Genomic DNA, 17,839 nt, shown 5'->3' with positions numbered 1-17,839 from the left:
CTGGAGGACCGCATGCAGCCCCTGCTGGGCCTGCTGATGCGCGAAGCGGGCAAGAGCGCCAGCAACGCCGTGGCCGAGGTGCGCGAGGCCGTGGACTTTCTGCGCTACTACGCGGCCCAGGTGCAAAGCACCTTCGACAACCCCACCCACCTCCCCCTCGGCCCGGTGGCTTGTATCAGCCCCTGGAACTTCCCGCTCGCCATCTTCATGGGCCAGGTGGCGGCTGCCCTGGTCGCAGGCAACCCCGTGCTGGCCAAGCCCGCCGAACAAACCCCGCTGATCGCCGCCGAGGCCGTGCGCCTGCTGTGGCAGGCCGGCGTGCCCCGCGAGGCGGTGCAGTTGCTGCCCGGCCAGGGCGAGACCGTGGGCGCGCGTTTGATTGGCGACGCCCGGGTGATGGGCGTGATGTTCACCGGCTCCACCGAAGTGGCGCGCATCCTGCAGCGCACCGTGGCCGGGCGCTTGGACACTGCAGGCCGCCCCATCCCGCTGATTGCCGAAACCGGTGGGCAGAACGCGATGATCGTGGACTCGTCCGCCTTGGTCGAGCAGGTGGTTGGCGACGCGGTGTCGTCCGCCTTTGACAGCGCAGGCCAGCGCTGCTCCGCCCTGCGCGTGTTGTGCGTTCAGGAAGAAGCCGCCGACCGCGTGGTGGAGATGCTGCAGGGCGCCATGGGCGAACTGCGCATGGGCAACCCCGGAGCGCTGCGTGTGGACGTGGGCCCCGTCATCGATGCCGAAGCACAAGCGGGCATCATCCGACACATCGAGAACTTCAAGGCCAAGGGCCATCGGGTGTTCCAGCACCCGAACCATGTGTCGGCCGCCGGCATACAAGGCACCTTCGTGCCTCCCACATTGATCGAACTGAACCACATCGGTGAGCTGGAGCGCGAAGTCTTCGGCCCCGTGCTGCACCTGGTGCGCTACGCGCGCGACGACCTGGATCGCCTGCTCGACCAGATCAACGCCACCGGCTACGGCCTGACGCAAGGTGTGCACACCCGCATCGACGAAACCATTGCCCGTGTGGTGAACCGGGCCCATGCTGGCAACGTGTACGTCAACCGCAACATGGTGGGCGCCGTGGTGGGCGTGCAGCCCTTTGGCGGCGAAGGCCTGTCGGGCACGGGGCCCAAGGCAGGTGGGCCGCTGTACCTGCTGCGCCTGCTGTCGCAGCGCCCAGGCAACGCGGTAGCACAGGCGTTTGAACACATCGACAACGTCAGCCCCCCGGACCGAACAGAACAGCAGCGTTTGCACACACGGCTGAGCGCTCTGGCGCGCTGGGCGCAAACGGCTGGCCGTGAAGCTCTCGCCGCCACCTGTCGCCGCTTTGGCGACGAAGCGCAAAGCGGCACAGCACGCCTACTCCCGGGCCCCACGGGAGAGCGCAATACCTACACCCTTCTCCCTCGCTCCAAAGTGCTGTGCCATGCCTCCCAGATGGGCGATGCCCTTACCCAGTTGGCGGCGGTGCTGGCCTGCGGAGGCACCGCAGTCTGGCCTGCGGCGCTTGCCAGCGCGGCCGCCACCCTGCCCCAGGAAGTGCAGGCGTCGATCGAACTTCAGACCGACCCGCTCGCGTCGGCCGATCCGGCTATTGCGGCCTGCCTGTACCACGGCGGGAGCGATGCCCTGCGAGCCCTTTGCCAGGCCATTGCGCAACGCCCTGGTGCCATCGTCAGCGTAACTGCCCTGCCTGAAGGCAGCGCAGAGGTTCCTCTGGAAAGGTTGGTAACGGAACGCGCGGTCAGCATCAATACCGCAGCGGCCGGCGGCAACGCCAGCCTCATGACTATCGGGTGATGAGCGAATTGCGCACGGAGGCAGAAGTGATCACTCCATGAGAAAGCCGCCCATGGCTCTGCAAAGGAACCATGGGCGGCTTGACGGTCGGCTCTGAAAATTCTGCGAACGGGCACCTTCCTCAACAAGGATCGGTGCGTGTGCGACTCAGCGCACCACCATCAGCGAGAAGGGCCAGACGTAAGCCTGCAAGGTGACATAAAGGCCCACCAGGCAAGCCAGTGCGATCGAGTGGAAGAACACGTAGCGCAGGATGTCGCCTTCGTGGTTGAACCAGCGCGTTGCCGTGGAAGCGACCACGATCGACTGGGCATCGATCATCTTGCCCATGACGCCCCCGGAACTGTTCGCCGCACCCATCAGGTTGGGCGACAGGCCCAATTGCTCGGCTGCCACCTTTTGCATGCCACCAAACAGCACGTTGGATGCCGTATCCGAGCCCGTCATGGCCACGCCGATCCAGCCCATCAAGGTGCCAAAGAAGGGATACAGGACACCGGTATTGGCAAACGCCAAGCCCAGTGTGGTGTCAGTGCCCGAATAACGCGTCAGGGTGCCCAGCGCCAGCATGAGAACAATGGTCATGAGCGAATAGCGCACCAGCCAGAACGTGCGCAGGTAATTGGCAACGATCTCGATCGGGTTGTACTTCATGACCAACGCACCCACCAAGGCCGAAGCCAGAATGCCCGTACCCGTGGCCGACAGCAGATTCAGCGTATAGACAGCGCCTTCCTTGGTGGGGCTGGGAACAACGGGCGGCATCTTCATGATCAGGTTGTGCAGTCCATCAATCGGGAAGGTGGGTGCAAACAAGCTGTTCAGGAAGGTCTTGAATTGCGGCAGACCCCAGATGAACACGAAGATGGTGAGAATCAGCCACGGCGTCCACGCCCGCATCAGGTCGGCACGCGAATGGCGCTGTACCGCTACAGCAGGCCCGACATTACCGCCATCGGTTTCATGGCCCTTCAGCGAGGTCGACGTCCACACCTTCTTGGGCTGCCACACGCGCAGGAACAAGATGAGAGCAATCATCGAGCAAATGGCGGCAATGATGTCGACCAGTTCGGGGCCGATGAAGTTGGACACCAGATACTGGGGAATGGCGAATGAAAGGCCCGTCACGAGTATCGCCGGCCAAATTTCCATCATCGCCTTGCGGCCTGCAAAGGCCCAGATCAGCCAGAAGGGCACCAGCAGCGAGAAAAATGGAAGCTGCCGCCCAATCATCGCGGTGACCTCCATGAGATCGTAACCGTGGACCTTGGCCAAGGTGATCACCGGGGTGCCCAGCGCACCAAAGGCCACCGGAGCCGTATTGGCGATCAGGCTAAGACCCGATGCGGCCAGCGGCGAAAAACCCAGGCCGATCAAAATACCCGCCGTGACAGCCACGGGCGTCCCGAAGCCGGCTGCTCCTTCAAAAAAGGCGCCAAAGCTGAAGGCGATCAACAAAAGCTGCAGGCGGCGGTCTTCGGTGATGCCGGAGAGGGAATCCTGCAGAATCTTGAAGCTGCCATTCTTCTCGGCAAGCTGCTGCAGAAAAATGATGTTCAGCACAATCCAGCCGATGGGTAGAAGGCCGGTGAAGCCCCCCAGCAAAGCAGCCTTGCCCGCCATGGGTGCGGGCATGCCGTAGGCCAGGACGGCCACCAGCAGTGCTGCCAACAAACCCAGCCCCGCCGCAATGTGCGCCTTGATATGAAAAATCCCCAATGCCGCCAGCATGACCACGACTGGTATGGCGGCCAGTAGCGTGGATATCACCATATTGCCGAACGGATCGTATATTTGCTGCCAAACCATGTGTTATGTCCCCTATTGTGTTGGTTGTTGATCAGCAATCCATCAAAGCCCCGAGCAGCAAGCTACCCACGACTTAAATAGTGATCGCGGCGCGAGTGTATGCAGGATGTCTCTCCAGCAGATTGAAGTTTATTGTTGTGCGCGTTGCAAAAACTTTGCGCTACTGCGAGAAAGGAGTGATCGCAAGGGCGCAATAACCACTTCCAAAACAAGGCCAACAGTAGCCACCAGGGGATTGGCATTACACGACCGGGCGCACCCAGCCCTTGATTTGCGCGAACTTTCGGCTGCCTACCACTATCGCAATGGCCACTGCGCCAGGATGCGATACGGACCTGGCGAACCGCGCAGGTTGTAGAGCAATTGGAATTCGCGCACCACCCAGCTCACCGGCGAGACGCCATGCTCTCCCACCGTCCCGTCGCTGTAGAGCAGGGTCATATGCGGCGTCATCGATGGGAGAGGACGATCCACCGTTGCACCGCCCGCGAATACGGAGTCCAGCGCCCGATACAACGAACGGTGCAACGCCCTGATCCCTTCCACGCCCGGCTCGTTACCGCACAGTACCAGTGGGTGTCTGGATCGCCGACCACGAAAACTCAGGCACCGATCCAGCTGCAACTCAAACGCAGGCACATTTACCTGCGCCGCTGCCAGACAGGCACGCTGACATTTGGTCTCTGAAAACACCGCATCCCATCCCAGCGACAGGATGGTGACATGCAGCCGCTCGGCGCGCACCATGCTGCCTTCCAGTTTGTGCAGCGCCTTTTCCGTCTCGCGCAACTGTACTGCTTGCTGCACACCCTGCGCACTGGCCAGCACGGCAAAGAAAAGATGGTGATTCATGCCCGGTGCTGGCGCTATCGCAGGCAATAGTTGCTGGTCGCGGGACATGCCGATGGGCCTCTTTGAAAGACCCGACACCCTAGCGCGGCTGTGCGCTACAGTCCAGGCCCCTAACGCCCCTGTCCTTTCAACCGCAATTTCTGAGCGCTGTTGCGCCCACGCCATCGCGGCATACGGATCACTCCCACTCGACAATTCACTCGCCCTCTGCACGCCTCTGTGCACTGGGGCGGAAGCGACTTCGAAGTCCTTTATACCGTCAAAGATACCGTCAAAACCCGTGGGCTTCGGTGATACGTCGTGGTGCAGCCATGTCGTTCAGACCTACGTCGAAGCTGCATCCCGCGCACCCATTCAGACCCACGCAACAAGATGATGCCATAGGGCCGCGCCATGTCATACCGTCGCGAGACCAGCCTCTGCTTCAACGCAGGAGTCCCCCGTCAGATCAGGTGCCCGACCTCTGGGTCAAGGCGGCTTCAGCGACGACTACAGTTCGACAGTACCGGCCTGAAGGGAAGACATCAGGGCTGCAGCGACCTGTACCTGCCCGTCCTTGTGCAAACGCGCCAGCAGATCGTCCGGCTGCGGGCGAGAGCTCAAATCGGTGCGAAAGTGACGGAATGCAGCGCTGAACGCCTGAGGATCGCCTTGGAACAGGGCCGCGAGAAACTCGTCCGGCTTGCGCAGCGCAATGCCCAGCTTTGCCAGCTCGCCTTTGCGAAAATCCTTGGTATTGCGAGTGACCAATGCAACGGCCTGGCCTCCCCCATACGCATTGGCCGCGATCAGATAGTGGGCACACGCCGCGACATGGGCGTCCTTGGCCGAGCGGACTGCGTGCGCCACACTGGCGAACTGGGCTTGTACGTCCCTCGTGGCCACCAGGGCGTGGGGTAGCGCATCCTGCATGCGCGCCTCATGCGCCTTGGCATCGTCAAGGGTCTTTTTCCGTCCAGCATCCACCAGTGCACGGGCCACCTCGTCAAGAATCATCGGCGACCAGTGCAGCCGGATCAGGCCACCGAAGTCCAGATAGATCAGCAGACCTCTCGTAGTCGCCGGAAACAACGTGTCGGCATCGGCAACGATCAGCAGGCTCACGAGGAGAAGATCTCCTCGTCCAGATCCCCTGCCAACCGCTTGAGCGATTGCGTCTGTCGCGAACGCTCGGCCTGCTGCCAGCGCAGCACGGCACTGCGCCGCACGCGACGCTGGTTTCCGACCTTCTGATGCAACGCGACAGCGCCGGTATCGATCAGCTTGGCCATGAAGGGACGGCTGACCCCGGCCCATTGCGCCGCCTGCTCCGTGGTGAGGATAGGGTCGTCATCCTCGGCGGGCAGTTGCCGTACGTCCATGTCCACGGCCGCATGTTCCAGCGCTTCGGCCAAATCGTGAGCGATGGCCTGCCGCGCCTTCTCACTGACCTTGACGTGCCGCTGGACAATCGACACGAGAGGTTCGACAGAAAACGACAGCCTGACCATCGGCAAGGCTGTTTCGGCTGCCGCCTTCGCCCGGGATGCCCCGGGTTGCAGCAACGGTCGCGCCCCGGCAGTGGCCTGACGGCCTCGAGGGATGGTTTGCTTCGCAGTCATGGTGAAGCCTCTGGTGTGTTTACGGCAAGGTCAAGTATAGCTAAAACTCGAAATAGTCGAAATACTCGAAAATCCCTTCGCTTTCTGCAGGTGCGAAGCGTAGCGCCCAGGGCATCGGCTTGGCATCGGGTTGTACCGCGCCAAGGCGCGCCCATGAAAGCCCATCTCGCCGCTGGTTCGGTGAAGCCGCCGTGCGCAATCTGCCAGGACGTCTGGCGTTTGCAGGGGCGGAGCCGCCGCGCCCTTGCCGGCATCCAGGGATCAACCACTCCGCCGCCATGAACACCCTCAACAGCATCAGACGCTCCGTCGCCAACCACAGCGACGACGTGTTCCTGCGCGGCGAGTTCAATCAGTTCGGCAGTGTGGCGCAGGTAGGCCGCGCTCTGCGCACGCTAATGATGGACGGCACGCTGGTGCGCCTGCGCCTGGGCCTGGGCCTGGGCGTCTATGCCAATGCCAATGCCAATGCCAATGCCAAGGCCAAGCCGAGTGTGCCGACCGGCAAGCCCATTCCGGTCAGACCGCTGGAGGTTCTGGCCCCACAGGCGCTGAACAAGCTGGGGGTGACCGTCATGCCCAGCCGCCTCACCCAGGAGTACAACGCCGGGCGCAGCGCCCAGGTGCCCGCGAGCATCGTCTTCAACGTCGGACGGCGCCGTATTGCCCGCAAGCTGGGCTTCAACGGCAAGGCGATCCAGTACGAACGCGCCTGAGGGCACTGGCACCTGATCGGCGGGAACTGATCGAGACGCTCGTCACGGAAGCAACACCAGGCGGTATCACGACAGGCCTGCTGGAAAAGGACGAGTACCCCATCGATGCGTTGCAAGGTCGACGCCGGGCTGCCAACGGAAGCAGCTTTGCTAGCCATGCACGACCTCCTGTACCTCGTCCAGCGCAGCCTCGATCACCCGTTCGGGTGTCGTCGCCAACAGATCCTGCGGACGATTGCCGCCCAGGAAACTGTTGACGGAATGGAACCAGTAGGCCATGCCCCAGCCATCTTTGTGCCCGGCGAAGGCGTCGATGACCCTGGCCAGAGTCTTGACCGGCCGGAAGCCTGTCTCGCGATCCAAGCCGTAGCCGGGGAAGTAATCGACGCCGCCATGATGGATCGTGAAGATCTGTCCTTGCCTCTTCCACTTGTTGGGCTGGGCGCTCGGATTGCGCGTACTCAGCCCCGCCAGTTGCGCGACCTCGGCGGACGTCAACCAGTCGCCGTTTGCCAGCACCGCCTTGCGTGCCTGTATCAGCATGGCCGCTTCTTTAAGCATCTTCGGCAGCATACTTCTGCGAGACGCTTCAGTGATTTCGGATGCTGGTGCTGCTGCAATCCATCCACCATGGAAGCCGCCAAGTTGGTGACGTTCTCGTCAGGTTCTCGAAAACCGCCGGCTCAATCTGCTCGAAGGCCAGCCCCAGCGCGCGGCCGGCATGCAATCGGCCAAGCTGGGCCTGCACTTCCTTGGGCGGTCCGATCAAGATGGAGACGCCCCGGTGGTCTGCGGCAGCGTTCATAGATAGAGGCCCACCGGGCAGTGGTGCGGATTTCATGCCCACAACGCCCGCCGATGCACAGACAACGATTCGGCCAGCTTCGCCACGTTGCGCCAGATCTGCCGCGGCGGCAGGTGCGCGCACGAAGCCGTTTCCTCCACGACCATCACGATGATGGGCACGGGCGCTTCGTCAAGCAAATGGGTCAGGTGCGGGGCGGATGGAGACGGCACTGCACCGAATAAGGGCATTCACCTCCGATTCATTGGCAATTGCCCTTCGGATTTGTTGCAAAATGTTTACCAAATCCGCTGATCAACCGGTTTCAGAGGGGAATCGATGGCAAGAAGGCGCAAGTCCAGCGCGGCCGAGGATCTCATGGACCTACTGGCCCTGCTACTCCGACGAACCTGGGCTGGCGCTTGCCAGCTACTGGGTGCTACATGTCGTTGCTACGTGCCCTTCGCCCGCGGCGCAGCCCGCTCAGTAGATCGGGCAGTTGACCACGACGGCCGTACCAGTCATGGGCTTGCTCGAGCTACGAGGCCGCCCGCTGCGGTTGGTTGTCGCGCGCTGACGCCGTGCCAGTTGCTCTCAAGAAGGAGCTAGCTCTGGCTCCGGTGACGAAGACGCCTGCAAGACGCAGCTCGGCGCCAAAGAAGGAGCGCGGGGTCAAGGTAGGCCTGGATCGCTTCGAAAAAATCCTCCGCCTCGCCCGTCGCCGCAACGGTGCGACGATGGAGGATCTGAAACACGAGCTGGAAGTCTCATTGGCCTCCGTCAAGCGAGACATCGAGTTCTTGCGAAATCGCATGGGCTGCCCCATCGACTGGGACCCCAAGAGGCACCGCTACTTCGTACGGGACCTGCCAGATGGCGGCCGCTTCGAACTTCCCGGGCTTTGGTTCGACGCGTCCGAGGTGTTCGCGCTGCTCATGATGATCCACTTGGTCGAAGGCGTTGAGCCGGGCCTCCTAGTAGAGCATCTACGCCCGATGAAAGATCGGCTTCGGTCAATCCTCGCCGCGGGCGGCAAGTCAGCTGGCGAGCTCGAGAGGAAAGTCAAGCTGATTCACTTCGCTCCGCGCAAGGTCGAACCGAAACACTTCCGAGTTATGGCCACGGCCCTGCTTGAAAGCAAGCGTCTGTCGCTTCGCTACTTGCGCCGGGATAAGCAAGAGCACACCGAACGCGTCATCTCGCCGCTGCAGCTGGTGCACTACCGCGAGAACTGGGTTCTGGATGCGTGGTGTCACCTGCGCAACGAGCTGCGCTCTTTTGCCTTGGAAGCCATCGAAGAAGTCAGCGTCGTCGATGAGCCCGCCAAGAAGGTCAGTCGCGAGGACATGCGGGCCCATTTCCAGAGCGGCTACGGCATCTTCGCCGGCAAGGCAATCCACCGCGCAATCCTGAAATTCACCCCCGAGCGCGCGCAGTGGGTGTCCTTGGAGACCTGGCATCCCGACCAGAGTGACCGATGGCTGCCGGACGGCAGCTATATCCTGGAGATTCCGTACTCCAATGACCAAGAACTCGTAATGGACCTGCTTCGCTTCGGCGCCGACGTCGAGGTGTTAGAGCCTCCCGAGCTACGCACGCGCGTCTACGACGCATTGTGCGTCGCCGCAAATCGCTACCGCTAGCTGCCGTCGAGGTGGCTCATTACTTGAGCTACCACCCCCTCGAGAATGCGTTCCCAAGGCTCGGCCAATGCCGGGCGAGGAGAACGCGATGCAGATCCATGTTGCCCATATCCGAGAGCGAGCGCAGTCCGGCGGCTGGCTGAGCTGCTGCGTCTTTGACGCGCGCTCGACCTCAGGTACCACGGCCGACAACTCCCACCTGCTCGCGCGCCTGACGGTCGCCGCCAAGACGGCAAACCTGCGGGTCGACCATGCCGCCCTGGCCTTCGTCAACGCCGGCCGGCTGCAGTTTTTTGGCAGTCACAGCCTCGTACAAGTCCTCTCCAAGAGGGGCCTGCCCTCCTGGACCCACACCTTGACCATCTGAAAGGAGCTCCCCCATGGCTAGAAATCCCCCCATCGGTGACGGCGCCCGCCGCGGAGCAGTCCGCGACCGGTCACAAGTGTTCAACCCGCAGAACCAGACCTGGACCAAGCGCGACACGGGCAACGGCCGCTTCATGGACCAGAAGAAGGACGGCGACCCCTTCAAGGGCGTGCGCAAGGAAAAGAAGGACTGAGGCCATGCTGGAAAACCTTACGGTGCTGCTATACCGCTTCCCGGCGTTCTTCCGGGAGCTGGGTGCCACCCTCTACAAGGTGAGTGGCTTCGGCCTCATCGCCGGGGCCTTCGCCCAAGTCGGGAAGCTGGCCGCATCTACCGCAACCGGCATAGCAGGCCAGCCGCCCCTAACCAACATCGCCCAGCTCCTGCCTGGCCTGTGGACCGGGTGGGTGCCGGAGTCGGCTTCCGGGGCGATGGCGTACGCCGCCCTTGGCGCCGTCGGTGTTGTCCTGGCCTTCGCAGCCAAGGACGTCCAGCGCCAACTGCGACTCTTGTGACTGCATGCCTGCTTGCCGGCCGGCGCCCCAAGTTATTCACGTTGGACTCGTTCTTTGGAAATTACGTCAAGCGCCTGCCAACGCAAGCCCTTCCGCACCACTGGTAGTGCGTAGGTTGGCTAACACCGCGGAGAGAGGAATGGAGTTTTTGAATTGGTTGATGGGCATAGGAACCCAACTGGTCACTTGGTGGGTTCGGCCCCGCAACATTGGACTAGGGATGATGCGCTGGTGCGGGATGGTGCTCGTTGCCGCGCTCTCCGGCGGACTCCTAGTGCAGCTTCAAGCGGGGGCCGAGTACAGGTTCATGTTCTCAACGGCGGAAGGCACTCCGGCGGTAATCCTCTATGCCGTTTCGGCCGTCGCCTTGCTCGGCTTCATCGTCGGGGCGGTGCTAGCAGGCCATGCGCACGTGCAAGACGCGAAGGTCACCCAGGTCAGCCGCGTGCTGGTCGCTGAACTCCGCGGTCTGGTGGATACGTCTGACCGGCCGCTTACCAAAGCCGTGCCCCCGACCCTGCGGGGCCGGATCGAGGACTGCCTTGTCGACGTTCGCGCGCAACTGTCCGGCGCGCCGGACGTACCTGCCGCCCTGGAAGAACTTGGTGCCTTGGCCAAGCAGGTGCGCAGAGCCCGCGGTGACACGGCGCGCGAACACGTTTCCGTGGTCGCCGGTGGCGTGCTGCAAGTTCCCCTTCTCTTCTACGCTGGTGTCGTTCTGGACGACGAAGGCAAGGTCCGATTGATGGACTGGGACCGCGTCGAGGGTCGCTGGAAGCAGCTCGACCAGCCGGACGATGGCTCGCGGTTCCGGATTTCTGGCCTGCAGGACGTGGCTGGCCCAGAGGTGGTCCTGGCGGTCTCTGCGTCCTACCTTGCAGACCTTGCCGGCATCGCGCAAACCTTCCCTGGGCTGCCACTGGTGCACTTGGCACGCCCCAATCCGAAGCCGAACACCCTGTGGTCCGAAGAGGGCCAAGCCGCATTGGCCTCACAGTTCCTGGACACCCTTGCCGACCTTCACAACCGAGGCGTGCAGACGGTGCACCTTGTGCTGGTGGCGTCATCGAGCCTAGCCCTGCGACTGGGCATGGTCTATGACTCCAAGAACCACCCCAGATTGCGTTGTTATGAATGGAAGCGCGACCAGTTGCCGGCGTACCCATGGAGCGTGCAGATGCCGACGGCTGTGCTGCCGGTGGCTTATGTGTCCACCCCTGCCCCGGCCCATTCGCCCGCCTCCGTCCCTGCCTAACTTGGAACACCTATATGGACCTGACGACCCAATCACCCCAACCGCGCAGGCGCCTGCGCCCCGTCCTGGAGTCGCTCGCCGCCCGCAACGAAAACCAGCAGTGGGAAGACTTCATCGCCCGGATGCTGCTCAAGCTGGAGCTCTCCCCGGAGAAACGCGCCGCGGCCGTCAAGCGCTATGAGGAGCTCGGCCGCCACGTTGCCCGCAACATGGGTATCGGCGAGACGGACGCACACGTCGTCGTGCAGGGCTCCATGCGCACGCAGACGACCATCGCAGGCGACGGCCGGGAGAAGTTCGATCTGGACATCGTCGTGAAGCTGTGCGGAGCGGAATTCGAGGGTCTGCGGCACTCCGAGGACTTCTTCCAGAACTTTGGTGCCGCGCTCCACGGCATTGAGGGCGCCGGCCCCCCAAAACCGAAGAATCGATGCTGGCGCCTGCAGTACCCGGGCGAGCCGTTCTATTTCGACGTCACGCCAGCCGTCCCGCTGTCTGAAGAAATCACCGGAGCCGATCTGCGGGTGCGCGACGAAAAGAAAGTCTGGAGCCCCTCGAACCCCGAGGAATTCGCTGACTGGTTCTGCACTATCGCCAACAAGCGCTTTACCTTCCAGGACCGCATGGTCAAGTCCGCCATCGCCGTGCTGGACGAAGCCAGGACGACCGTCGACCCACTGCCGCAGACCAAGGTCCCCCTGGACGACATCCTGCGCCGGCTGGTGCAGCTGATGAAGTTGCACCGGGACGGCTACTACAAGAACCTGCCGGAAGTTCGTGGCGACGCGCGGCCCATCTCGGTCATTCTCGTCACGCTGGCCGCGCACGCCTACAACGAGATGGTCTTGAAGGAGCGCGGCAACTACTCCTCCGCCATCGAGGTGGCGCTCGAAGTCATCGACCGTATGCCCAAGTTCATCAGGCGCGTCAACGAGCTTGCGTTCGTGGACAACCCCGCGCTGCCTGGCAATGCTGGCGAGAACTTCGCAGACCGCTGGAACACTGACGGCGGCCTGCGCGCCAGGGAATTCAGGACCTGGCACACCCAACTCGTGGAGGATCTCGAGGCGCTTTTCTCCGAGGAGTACAGCAAGCGCTCGGAGGGGCGAGTTCGCGCCATCTTCGGTGAGCCCGGCGTGAAGGCCTGGAAGGACAGCCAGCACAAGCCGGGCATCCTTGGCGGTCTGCTGGCGACTGCTCCCTCGCAACCCCGCACGCAGCCCCAGGCGCCGCGCAGCACCGGCTCGAGGGACACGCTTGCCTGAGCATGCTGTCGCCCTGACACCCTTTGAGCGTGCCGCGGCCGCCATTGAGGCCTGGCTGGACGGATCAGGCGCCGCTTTCGCGGTCCGTACCCGCCAGCCGGACCCGCGCCGCAAGGTCGCCTCATGGGACCTTGAGCTGCACCATGCAGTTCACGGGCGTCAGCGCGTCAGCATTTACATCACGAGGGACTTTCCTGCGACTCCGCCGCAGGTTCGCTTTGACAAGAGCTTGTGCCTGGTCCTACCCCACATTGAAGAAGATGGCCGGTTCTGCCACGGCGTTGAAGCGGACCCGCGGGACTACGACGAACCCGTTGAGGCCATGGTGGAGGTGCTCAAGCGGCTGGAGAAGTTCTGGTCGGATTCGACAGACCCTGCTTGGACAGCCGGCGAGTTCCAGCGTGAGAGCCTCTCGTACTGGCTGCGGTTTTGTCTGCAGTACAAGCCGGTACGTGGCGCTCCAGGCGCCTCAGACCTGCGGGTGGCGCTGCCGGACCTCGACGGCCCCACTAACGGCCGGCTTGCCGCCTACTTTAAGAAAGACCAGAAGGCGCGCAGCGACCTGATGGTCGCCACAGTGGGCGAGGCGGACCCGCATGGGTTGGCTGTACGTCACGGCTGGGCGGTCGGAACGCTGGTGCGTGGCAACGCGCTTTTTGTGCCCGTAAACGCCGCTCAAAGTTGGGCTCCGGCATCTTGGCCTAGGACACTACGGCAGCTGGAAGACCTGGTCGCTTCCGCCACCGACCAGACACTGTCTGTCGCAAGGTGGATTGAAGACAACAAGGAAGACGCGCATTGCTTCCTGGTGGTCCTTGTTCAAGGCCGGACCTGCTACGGCTACCTGGTGTACCCGGCTCCCGTGGCGCGGCTCACCTCTCCCAACATCGTCCCTGTACCGGTCGACCGCGTGGATGCTGACTGGGCACTTGCGCGTGACCACGGACTTGATGTGCTCCATCTGCGGCGCACGAAGCGCGTGCTCCTGGTGGGCTGCGGGTCGTTGGGTGCCCCGGTGGCGGAGCTCTTGGCCCGTGCGGGCGTCGGCGAGTTGCACCTGGTGGACAAGGAATTCTTTGGCTCGGAGAACTGCGCCCGGCATCTGCTCGGCGCCGGCGACATTGGCGACCTGAAATCGGGGGACCTCGCAACAAGGCTTCGCCGGCAGGTTCCCGGCATCGCGGTCAAGGCGTTCCACGCGCTTGCAACCGATTGGATTCGTCACCAATGCAAGCCAGGCACATACGACCTCGTTGTGGACTGCACTGGCGAGAGTGCTGTCCGGACGGTGCTCACGCGCTTACGCGAGCACTGCCTGGGCAAGTGCCTGGTCGCGCACGCGTGGATGGAGCCGTTTTGCGCGGCCGCCCACGTCGTGCTGCTGCAGCACCGCGATCTCTGGCCAGTTGACGATCCTCGAGGAAAGGTGAACGCCGCCGAGTGGCCGGAAGACACGCGTGTACATCTGCCGGCATGCAACGCCGGATTCCACCCGTACGGCGCTGCGGACGTCTGGCAAGCGGCCGGTTTCGCGGCGGAGCGGCTCCTGGCTGCACTTGATGGCAAGGTCACGACCTCGGTGGTTTGCAGCTGGGTGCGCTCCGCGGCCTTCTTCCAGACCCTTGGAGTTCCGGTACAGCCGGGCCCAAGGGTGCCGGCAATCGACTCCGGCATGGACGCCGTGCAGCTGACCAGAACCTACGAGGACGTGTTCGGAGATGGCTGAGAGCAGCCTGGTGTATCGCATCCCAGATGCATCGTGGGTACTGGAACTGCCGGGTGAAGGAGTCCGAACCCTGCTGTCACACGCCCAGCGCCGCTGGTGGTCCACAGAGGCTGCGGGGCAGCTGTATTCCGCTGCGCCTGGCAAGGACGCGGTTCGAGTGGATGCCGTTACCAAGCTGCCGGCTCGGGCAGCCAGCCGTACAGGCTTGCGACTCGACATTCCAGCCGTAGCCAAGGAACGCGAAGCCTTCTTCCGAGAGGGTCTGCACTGCTTGGGTTTCTGGCATACCCACCCGGAGCCTACGCCCTGCCCCTCCCCAGACGACATCGCGTTGGCAGCGGACCATGCGCGCGCAGGTAGGGCCGCCTTCACAGGCCTCGTCTTCGTGATTGTCGGCACGGCTGCGGCACCGGGGGGAATTGGGGTATGGGTGCATGACGGCACGACTTTGTGGCGCGCCTTGCCGCAGGCGGAAGCCGGCATTTCCCCGTCAATGGCGCTGCTATCCTGATCTGATGCGAGAACACTACATCTCAGTGGATGTCGAAACCTCCGGCCCCATCCCGGGTGAGTTCAGCATGCTCTCTCTTGGCGCTTCGGTCGTGGATGACGATGGCAAGACGTTCCACGTTCAGATCAAGCCCTTGAACCGCAATGCGGTGCCTGAAGCACTTGCGGTCACGGGTCTGTCGCTGGAGACCCTCGAGTGCCATGGCACCGAGCCTGCGATTGCGATGGAGAACTTCGCAAGCTGGCTCGAGGGGGTGCGGCCAAACGGAATCAAGCCAGTTTTCGTCGGCCTCAATGCGCCCTTTGACTGGAGCTTCGTCAACTACTACTTCGTTCGCTTCTGCGGGAGCAATCCCTTCGGATACACGGCCTTGGACATCAAGGCCATGTACATGGGTGCGACTGGATGCACCTGGAGCCAGACAACCTCTAGTCAGATGGCCAAGCGGCTGCTTCCGAAAAGGAAGGGAACGCACAACGCTCTGGATGACGCCCTGTACCAGGCTGAGTTGTTCCGTTTGGTCCGCGGACTGACGCGTCGGTAGTGCTACATCGCGGGGGGTATCGAATGAGAGCAGAGACGAACTCGGAGCAGACCTTGAACGGAGAAGCTACGGCGCTGCTGTCGATCCTCCTCGACGAAGCGCTTCAGCAGGGCGGAAGTACCGATGCTTCAACGTTCCGAGCACACCACTACGACAAGATCGATGCAATCGAATGGCTGGAAGCGCAAAACCATATCAAGCGCGTGAATGAACGATACATCGTCACGGCGAGTGCTATCGCGATCTTGGAAACGGCAACTGCTCGCCATCTGCTGGCGAATGCAGAGCGCATCTATAGCCGCGTGCGTGAGCACTACCAGGCGACGCAAGCGCAGAAGGTAGACGTGGAGGTACTTGCCCGGGAGGCGAATGTACCGCTCAACGAGGCTCGGACCGCTCTCTCTTTCATGCTCGATATGACATTGTGGTGCGGCGGGTGGAGCACGAATCTTGCGGATCCCGGCGCATACATCGTCCCAGCCGAAGGTGTTCTCAAGTACCCGACCTTCGTGGCCATCATTGACCAAGTGCGGGCGTGGCGATCTCCGCATCGCGCAACGGCCTCGATGGGCCTAGTAAACACCATCCTCGCAGCTCCAGAGGATATTGCAGCCGCAAGCGAGGCTCAACACGAGATCCCCCGACCGGACTGGCTCCCCTCGCTGCAGGAGCCCTTACGCGAAGTCATGGACGAGGTGTACCGCGGCGTCAACTTGGACCTGCGCGCCATCTCAGCCATGGGCATACGCGCAGTCATCGACATGGTCTTGGTGGATCTGGTTGGCGACGTGGGGGGTTTCGAGAAAAAACTAAACCAGATGGTTGCCAAAGGACTGCTGACTGAAATGAGCCGAACACATACGCTTGCGGCGATCGAAGCCGGGAACGCGGCGGCGCATCGAGGCCATATTCCCGACCGCGTTGATGTTCTCACGTTGCTAAAAATCTGCGAGAACTTGCTGTACGAGCGCTTGATCATGCCCGCTCAAGCTCGGCGCTTGCGATCGAACACGCCAGCTCGCACCAAACCCTGATGTGTATGGTGCGGCGGCTGGACCACGGTGTTCTTAAGTAGCCGAGAAGCTTCATGCAGCGTGTCTGCCGAGCATGGCCGAACCCGCATAGAGGGCTACTGTGATTTCTGGGCGGTACTCACCGATGGTGCCTTGGAATCGGCAGAACTGCGTCGCGCGGTCGAGGCCACGTTCCGCACGGCAGGAATTGGCGATGCCCAGCCCCCTCAGGTTTGGGCAATGCATTCATACAGAACGCGGTGAAACAAAGGGCAGTGGGCGGCCCTCCTGAAAAGGAACCGACTGGAAGCCTCGGGCCTGGCCGAGGTCGAGCACCTTGCGCAACGAATTCCCGAAGCCGAAGACCGCCTGAAACGCATTGGCTGATGCACCGAATGAGGTGCATACCCGCTGATTCGTTGGGAAGTACCTCTCGAATCTGTTGCAGAATGTTTATTCAATCTGCTAATCAGCGATTTCGGAGGGGAATCAATGGCGAGACGGCGCAAGTCCAGCGCGGCGGAGGACCTCATGGACCTGATAGCCTTGCTGCCCTGGTGGGCAGGCGTGGTATTGGCGCTCGCCAGCTATTGGGTGCTACATGCCGTTGCTACGCGTCCGCTGCCTGCAGCGCAGTCCGCCCAACAGATAGGCCAGTTGGCTACGACGGCCATCTGGCAGGGCCTCGCCACGGGCGGCCAGTACCTGCTGCCGATCATCTGTCTTTTTGGCGCCGTCATGTCGGCGGTGCGCCGGCGACAGCGGCGCGCCTTGTTCGATACCACCTCCGCGAGCAGCAGCGCCGATGCGCTGCACGTCATGTCCTGGCAGCAGTTTGAGCTGCTGGTCGGCGAAGGATTCCGGCGGCGCGGGTATGCAGTCAAGGAGATTGGCGGGGGTGGCGCCGATGGCGGTGTGGACCTGGTGCTCACCAAGGCCGGCGAGAAGACCTTCGTGCAATGCAAGCAGTGGAAGGCCTTCAAGGTCGGTGTCTCCACCGTGAGAGAACTGTATGGCGTGATGGCTGCGCATGGTGCTGCGGGCGGCTTCGTCGTGACCTCCGGGCGCTTCACGCAAGAGGCCGCGGCGTTCGCCAGCGGCCGCAACATCCAGCTCATCGATGGACCGGCACTCATGCAGCTCCTGCGCGAAGCGCGCGGTAGGGCCGAGGCAAGTCCATCAGCTTCCAATGCGGCTGTGTCGCATGGCACGGCAGCGTCCGCAAGGTCTGCTGAATCGGCTGGCATTGCTCAGGCGATGGAGCCGGCGGTGTCCACCGACCCATCGTGCCCCAAGTGTGGCAAACCGATGGTGCGGCGGGTGGCGAAGCGGGGCGCCGCGGCCGGCAAGGCATTCTGGGGGTGCTCGGAGTTTGCTGCGGGATGCCGGGGCACGCGCGAGATCCAGGGCACCTGATGGCGACGCCAAT

Annotated in this window: 19 protein-coding genes; 13 read left to right on the top strand and 6 right to left on the bottom strand. The window is 62.7% G+C overall.

Annotated elements, in window-relative coordinates; translation table 11 throughout:
- Positions 1-1,809, top strand: a 1,809-nt coding sequence (locus ACDELDRAFT_RS01500) for an L-glutamate gamma-semialdehyde dehydrogenase (RefSeq protein WP_040327701.1), incomplete at its 5' end; no start/stop codon positions are given.
- 147 nt (positions 1,810-1,956) lie between these two features.
- Here the strand turns inward: ACDELDRAFT_RS01500 and ACDELDRAFT_RS01495 are convergent.
- The 4 genes from ACDELDRAFT_RS01495 to ACDELDRAFT_RS01480 form a co-directional block, all read right to left on the bottom strand.
- On the bottom strand, positions 1,957-3,618 hold the full coding sequence (locus ACDELDRAFT_RS01495; RefSeq protein WP_005792963.1) for an L-lactate permease: 1,662 nt from the start codon (positions 3,616-3,618) through the stop codon (positions 1,957-1,959).
- 297 nt (positions 3,619-3,915) lie between these two features.
- Positions 3,916-4,518, bottom strand: coding sequence for a 2'-5' RNA ligase family protein (locus tag ACDELDRAFT_RS01490; protein ID WP_005792962.1), 603 nt, complete (start codon positions 4,516-4,518; stop codon positions 3,916-3,918).
- Positions 4,519-4,959: 441 nt separating this feature from the next.
- A complete protein-coding gene (locus ACDELDRAFT_RS01485; protein ID WP_005792961.1) occupies positions 4,960-5,574 on the bottom strand; it encodes a PIN domain-containing protein in 615 nt (204 codons plus the stop codon).
- On the bottom strand, positions 5,571-6,071 hold the full coding sequence (locus ACDELDRAFT_RS01480) for a helix-turn-helix domain-containing protein (RefSeq protein ID WP_005792960.1): 501 nt from the start codon (positions 6,069-6,071) through the stop codon (positions 5,571-5,573). The genes ACDELDRAFT_RS01485 and ACDELDRAFT_RS01480 overlap by 4 nt, the downstream gene beginning before the upstream one ends.
- Before the next feature lie 278 nt (positions 6,072-6,349).
- Here ACDELDRAFT_RS01480 and ACDELDRAFT_RS01475 point away from each other — a divergent pair, with 278 nt between their 5' ends.
- Entirely contained in the window at positions 6,350-6,787 is a 438-nt protein-coding gene (locus ACDELDRAFT_RS01475) for a hypothetical protein (RefSeq protein WP_005792959.1), read from the top strand.
- A 150-nt stretch (positions 6,788-6,937) separates the two neighbouring features.
- On the opposite strand, the gene ACDELDRAFT_RS25515 is transcribed toward ACDELDRAFT_RS01475, so the two are convergent.
- Together ACDELDRAFT_RS25515 and ACDELDRAFT_RS25950 are read right to left on the bottom strand one after the other, a co-directional pair.
- Entirely contained in the window at positions 6,938-7,360 is a 423-nt protein-coding gene (locus ACDELDRAFT_RS25515) for a hypothetical protein (protein ID WP_005792958.1), read from the bottom strand.
- 264 nt (positions 7,361-7,624) lie between these two features.
- Complete coding sequence (locus ACDELDRAFT_RS25950; protein ID WP_269763805.1) at positions 7,625-7,753, bottom strand: hypothetical protein; 129 nt, start codon at positions 7,751-7,753, stop codon at positions 7,625-7,627.
- 399 nt (positions 7,754-8,152) lie between these two features.
- Here ACDELDRAFT_RS25950 and ACDELDRAFT_RS01460 point away from each other — a divergent pair, with 399 nt between their 5' ends.
- From ACDELDRAFT_RS01460 to ACDELDRAFT_RS01415, 11 genes are all read left to right on the top strand, one after another.
- Positions 8,153-9,214 carry a helix-turn-helix transcriptional regulator gene (locus ACDELDRAFT_RS01460; RefSeq protein WP_232504688.1) on the top strand — a complete coding sequence of 354 codons (1,062 nt, stop codon included), beginning with the start codon at positions 8,153-8,155 and terminating at the stop codon, positions 9,212-9,214.
- Between the two features lie 88 nt (positions 9,215-9,302).
- The gene (locus tag ACDELDRAFT_RS01455; RefSeq protein ID WP_005792955.1) at positions 9,303-9,581 is read left to right on the top strand and encodes a hypothetical protein; all 279 of its coding nucleotides are present in this window, start codon (positions 9,303-9,305) and stop codon (positions 9,579-9,581) included.
- A gap of 13 nt (positions 9,582-9,594) precedes the next feature.
- Positions 9,595-9,774 (top strand): hypothetical protein, encoded by a 180-nt coding sequence (locus ACDELDRAFT_RS01450; protein ID WP_005792954.1) that lies wholly within the window; start codon positions 9,595-9,597, stop codon positions 9,772-9,774.
- A gap of 4 nt (positions 9,775-9,778) precedes the next feature.
- Entirely contained in the window at positions 9,779-10,096 is a 318-nt protein-coding gene (locus tag ACDELDRAFT_RS01445; protein WP_005792953.1) for a hypothetical protein, read from the top strand.
- A gap of 139 nt (positions 10,097-10,235) precedes the next feature.
- Positions 10,236-11,351 (top strand): SAVED domain-containing protein, encoded by a 1,116-nt coding sequence (locus ACDELDRAFT_RS23505; RefSeq protein WP_005792952.1) that lies wholly within the window; start codon positions 10,236-10,238, stop codon positions 11,349-11,351.
- Between the two features lie 14 nt (positions 11,352-11,365).
- Positions 11,366-12,616 carry a nucleotidyltransferase domain-containing protein gene (locus ACDELDRAFT_RS01435; RefSeq protein ID WP_005792951.1) on the top strand — a complete coding sequence of 417 codons (1,251 nt, stop codon included), beginning with the start codon at positions 11,366-11,368 and terminating at the stop codon, positions 12,614-12,616.
- Positions 12,609-14,342 carry a ThiF family adenylyltransferase gene (locus ACDELDRAFT_RS01430; RefSeq protein WP_005792950.1) on the top strand — a complete coding sequence of 578 codons (1,734 nt, stop codon included), beginning with the start codon at positions 12,609-12,611 and terminating at the stop codon, positions 14,340-14,342. Before ACDELDRAFT_RS01435 ends, ACDELDRAFT_RS01430 begins: the two co-directional genes overlap by 8 nt.
- On the top strand, positions 14,335-14,853 hold the full coding sequence (locus tag ACDELDRAFT_RS26170) for a Mov34/MPN/PAD-1 family protein (RefSeq protein ID WP_005792949.1): 519 nt from the start codon (positions 14,335-14,337) through the stop codon (positions 14,851-14,853). The genes ACDELDRAFT_RS01430 and ACDELDRAFT_RS26170 overlap by 8 nt, the downstream gene beginning before the upstream one ends.
- A 4-nt stretch (positions 14,854-14,857) precedes the next feature.
- Positions 14,858-15,397, top strand: coding sequence for a 3'-5' exonuclease (locus ACDELDRAFT_RS01425; protein WP_005792948.1), 540 nt, complete (start codon positions 14,858-14,860; stop codon positions 15,395-15,397).
- 53 nt (positions 15,398-15,450) lie between these two features.
- Positions 15,451-16,431, top strand: coding sequence for a DUF4145 domain-containing protein (locus ACDELDRAFT_RS01420; RefSeq protein ID WP_157764846.1), 981 nt, complete (start codon positions 15,451-15,453; stop codon positions 16,429-16,431).
- Between the two features lie 471 nt (positions 16,432-16,902).
- Positions 16,903-17,826, top strand: a complete 924-nt coding sequence (locus ACDELDRAFT_RS01415) for a restriction endonuclease (protein WP_005792946.1) — start codon at positions 16,903-16,905, stop codon at positions 17,824-17,826.
- Positions 17,827-17,839 lie beyond the last annotated feature (13 nt).

It is taken from the genome of Acidovorax delafieldii 2AN (assembly GCF_000175235.1).
GTDB lineage: Bacteria > Pseudomonadota > Gammaproteobacteria > Burkholderiales > Burkholderiaceae_C > Acidovorax > Acidovorax delafieldii_B.
The sequence above is the reverse complement of the archived record's forward strand: the minus strand, read 5'-3'. Positions and strand labels throughout refer to the sequence as shown.

Coding starts and splice junctions, on each gene's coding strand:
- ACDELDRAFT_RS01495 (WP_005792963.1), bottom strand. CDS start 3,618: ATGGTTTGGCAGCAAATATACGATCCGTTCGGCAATATGGTGATATCC.
- ACDELDRAFT_RS01490 (WP_005792962.1), bottom strand. CDS start 4,518: ATGTCCCGCGACCAGCAACTATTGCCTGCGATAGCGCCAGCACCGGGC.
- ACDELDRAFT_RS01480 (WP_005792960.1), bottom strand. CDS start 6,071: ATGACTGCGAAGCAAACCATCCCTCGAGGCCGTCAGGCCACTGCCGGG.
- ACDELDRAFT_RS01475 (WP_005792959.1), top strand. CDS start 6,350: ATGAACACCCTCAACAGCATCAGACGCTCCGTCGCCAACCACAGCGAC.
- ACDELDRAFT_RS25515 (WP_005792958.1), bottom strand. CDS start 7,360: ATGCTGCCGAAGATGCTTAAAGAAGCGGCCATGCTGATACAGGCACGC.
- ACDELDRAFT_RS01455 (WP_005792955.1), top strand. CDS start 9,303: ATGCAGATCCATGTTGCCCATATCCGAGAGCGAGCGCAGTCCGGCGGC.
- ACDELDRAFT_RS01450 (WP_005792954.1), top strand. CDS start 9,595: ATGGCTAGAAATCCCCCCATCGGTGACGGCGCCCGCCGCGGAGCAGTC.
- ACDELDRAFT_RS01445 (WP_005792953.1), top strand. CDS start 9,779: ATGCTGGAAAACCTTACGGTGCTGCTATACCGCTTCCCGGCGTTCTTC.
- ACDELDRAFT_RS23505 (WP_005792952.1), top strand. CDS start 10,236: ATGGAGTTTTTGAATTGGTTGATGGGCATAGGAACCCAACTGGTCACT.
- ACDELDRAFT_RS01435 (WP_005792951.1), top strand. CDS start 11,366: ATGGACCTGACGACCCAATCACCCCAACCGCGCAGGCGCCTGCGCCCC.
- ACDELDRAFT_RS26170 (WP_005792949.1), top strand. CDS start 14,335: ATGGCTGAGAGCAGCCTGGTGTATCGCATCCCAGATGCATCGTGGGTA.
- ACDELDRAFT_RS01425 (WP_005792948.1), top strand. CDS start 14,858: ATGCGAGAACACTACATCTCAGTGGATGTCGAAACCTCCGGCCCCATC.
- ACDELDRAFT_RS01415 (WP_005792946.1), top strand. CDS start 16,903: ATGGCGAGACGGCGCAAGTCCAGCGCGGCGGAGGACCTCATGGACCTG.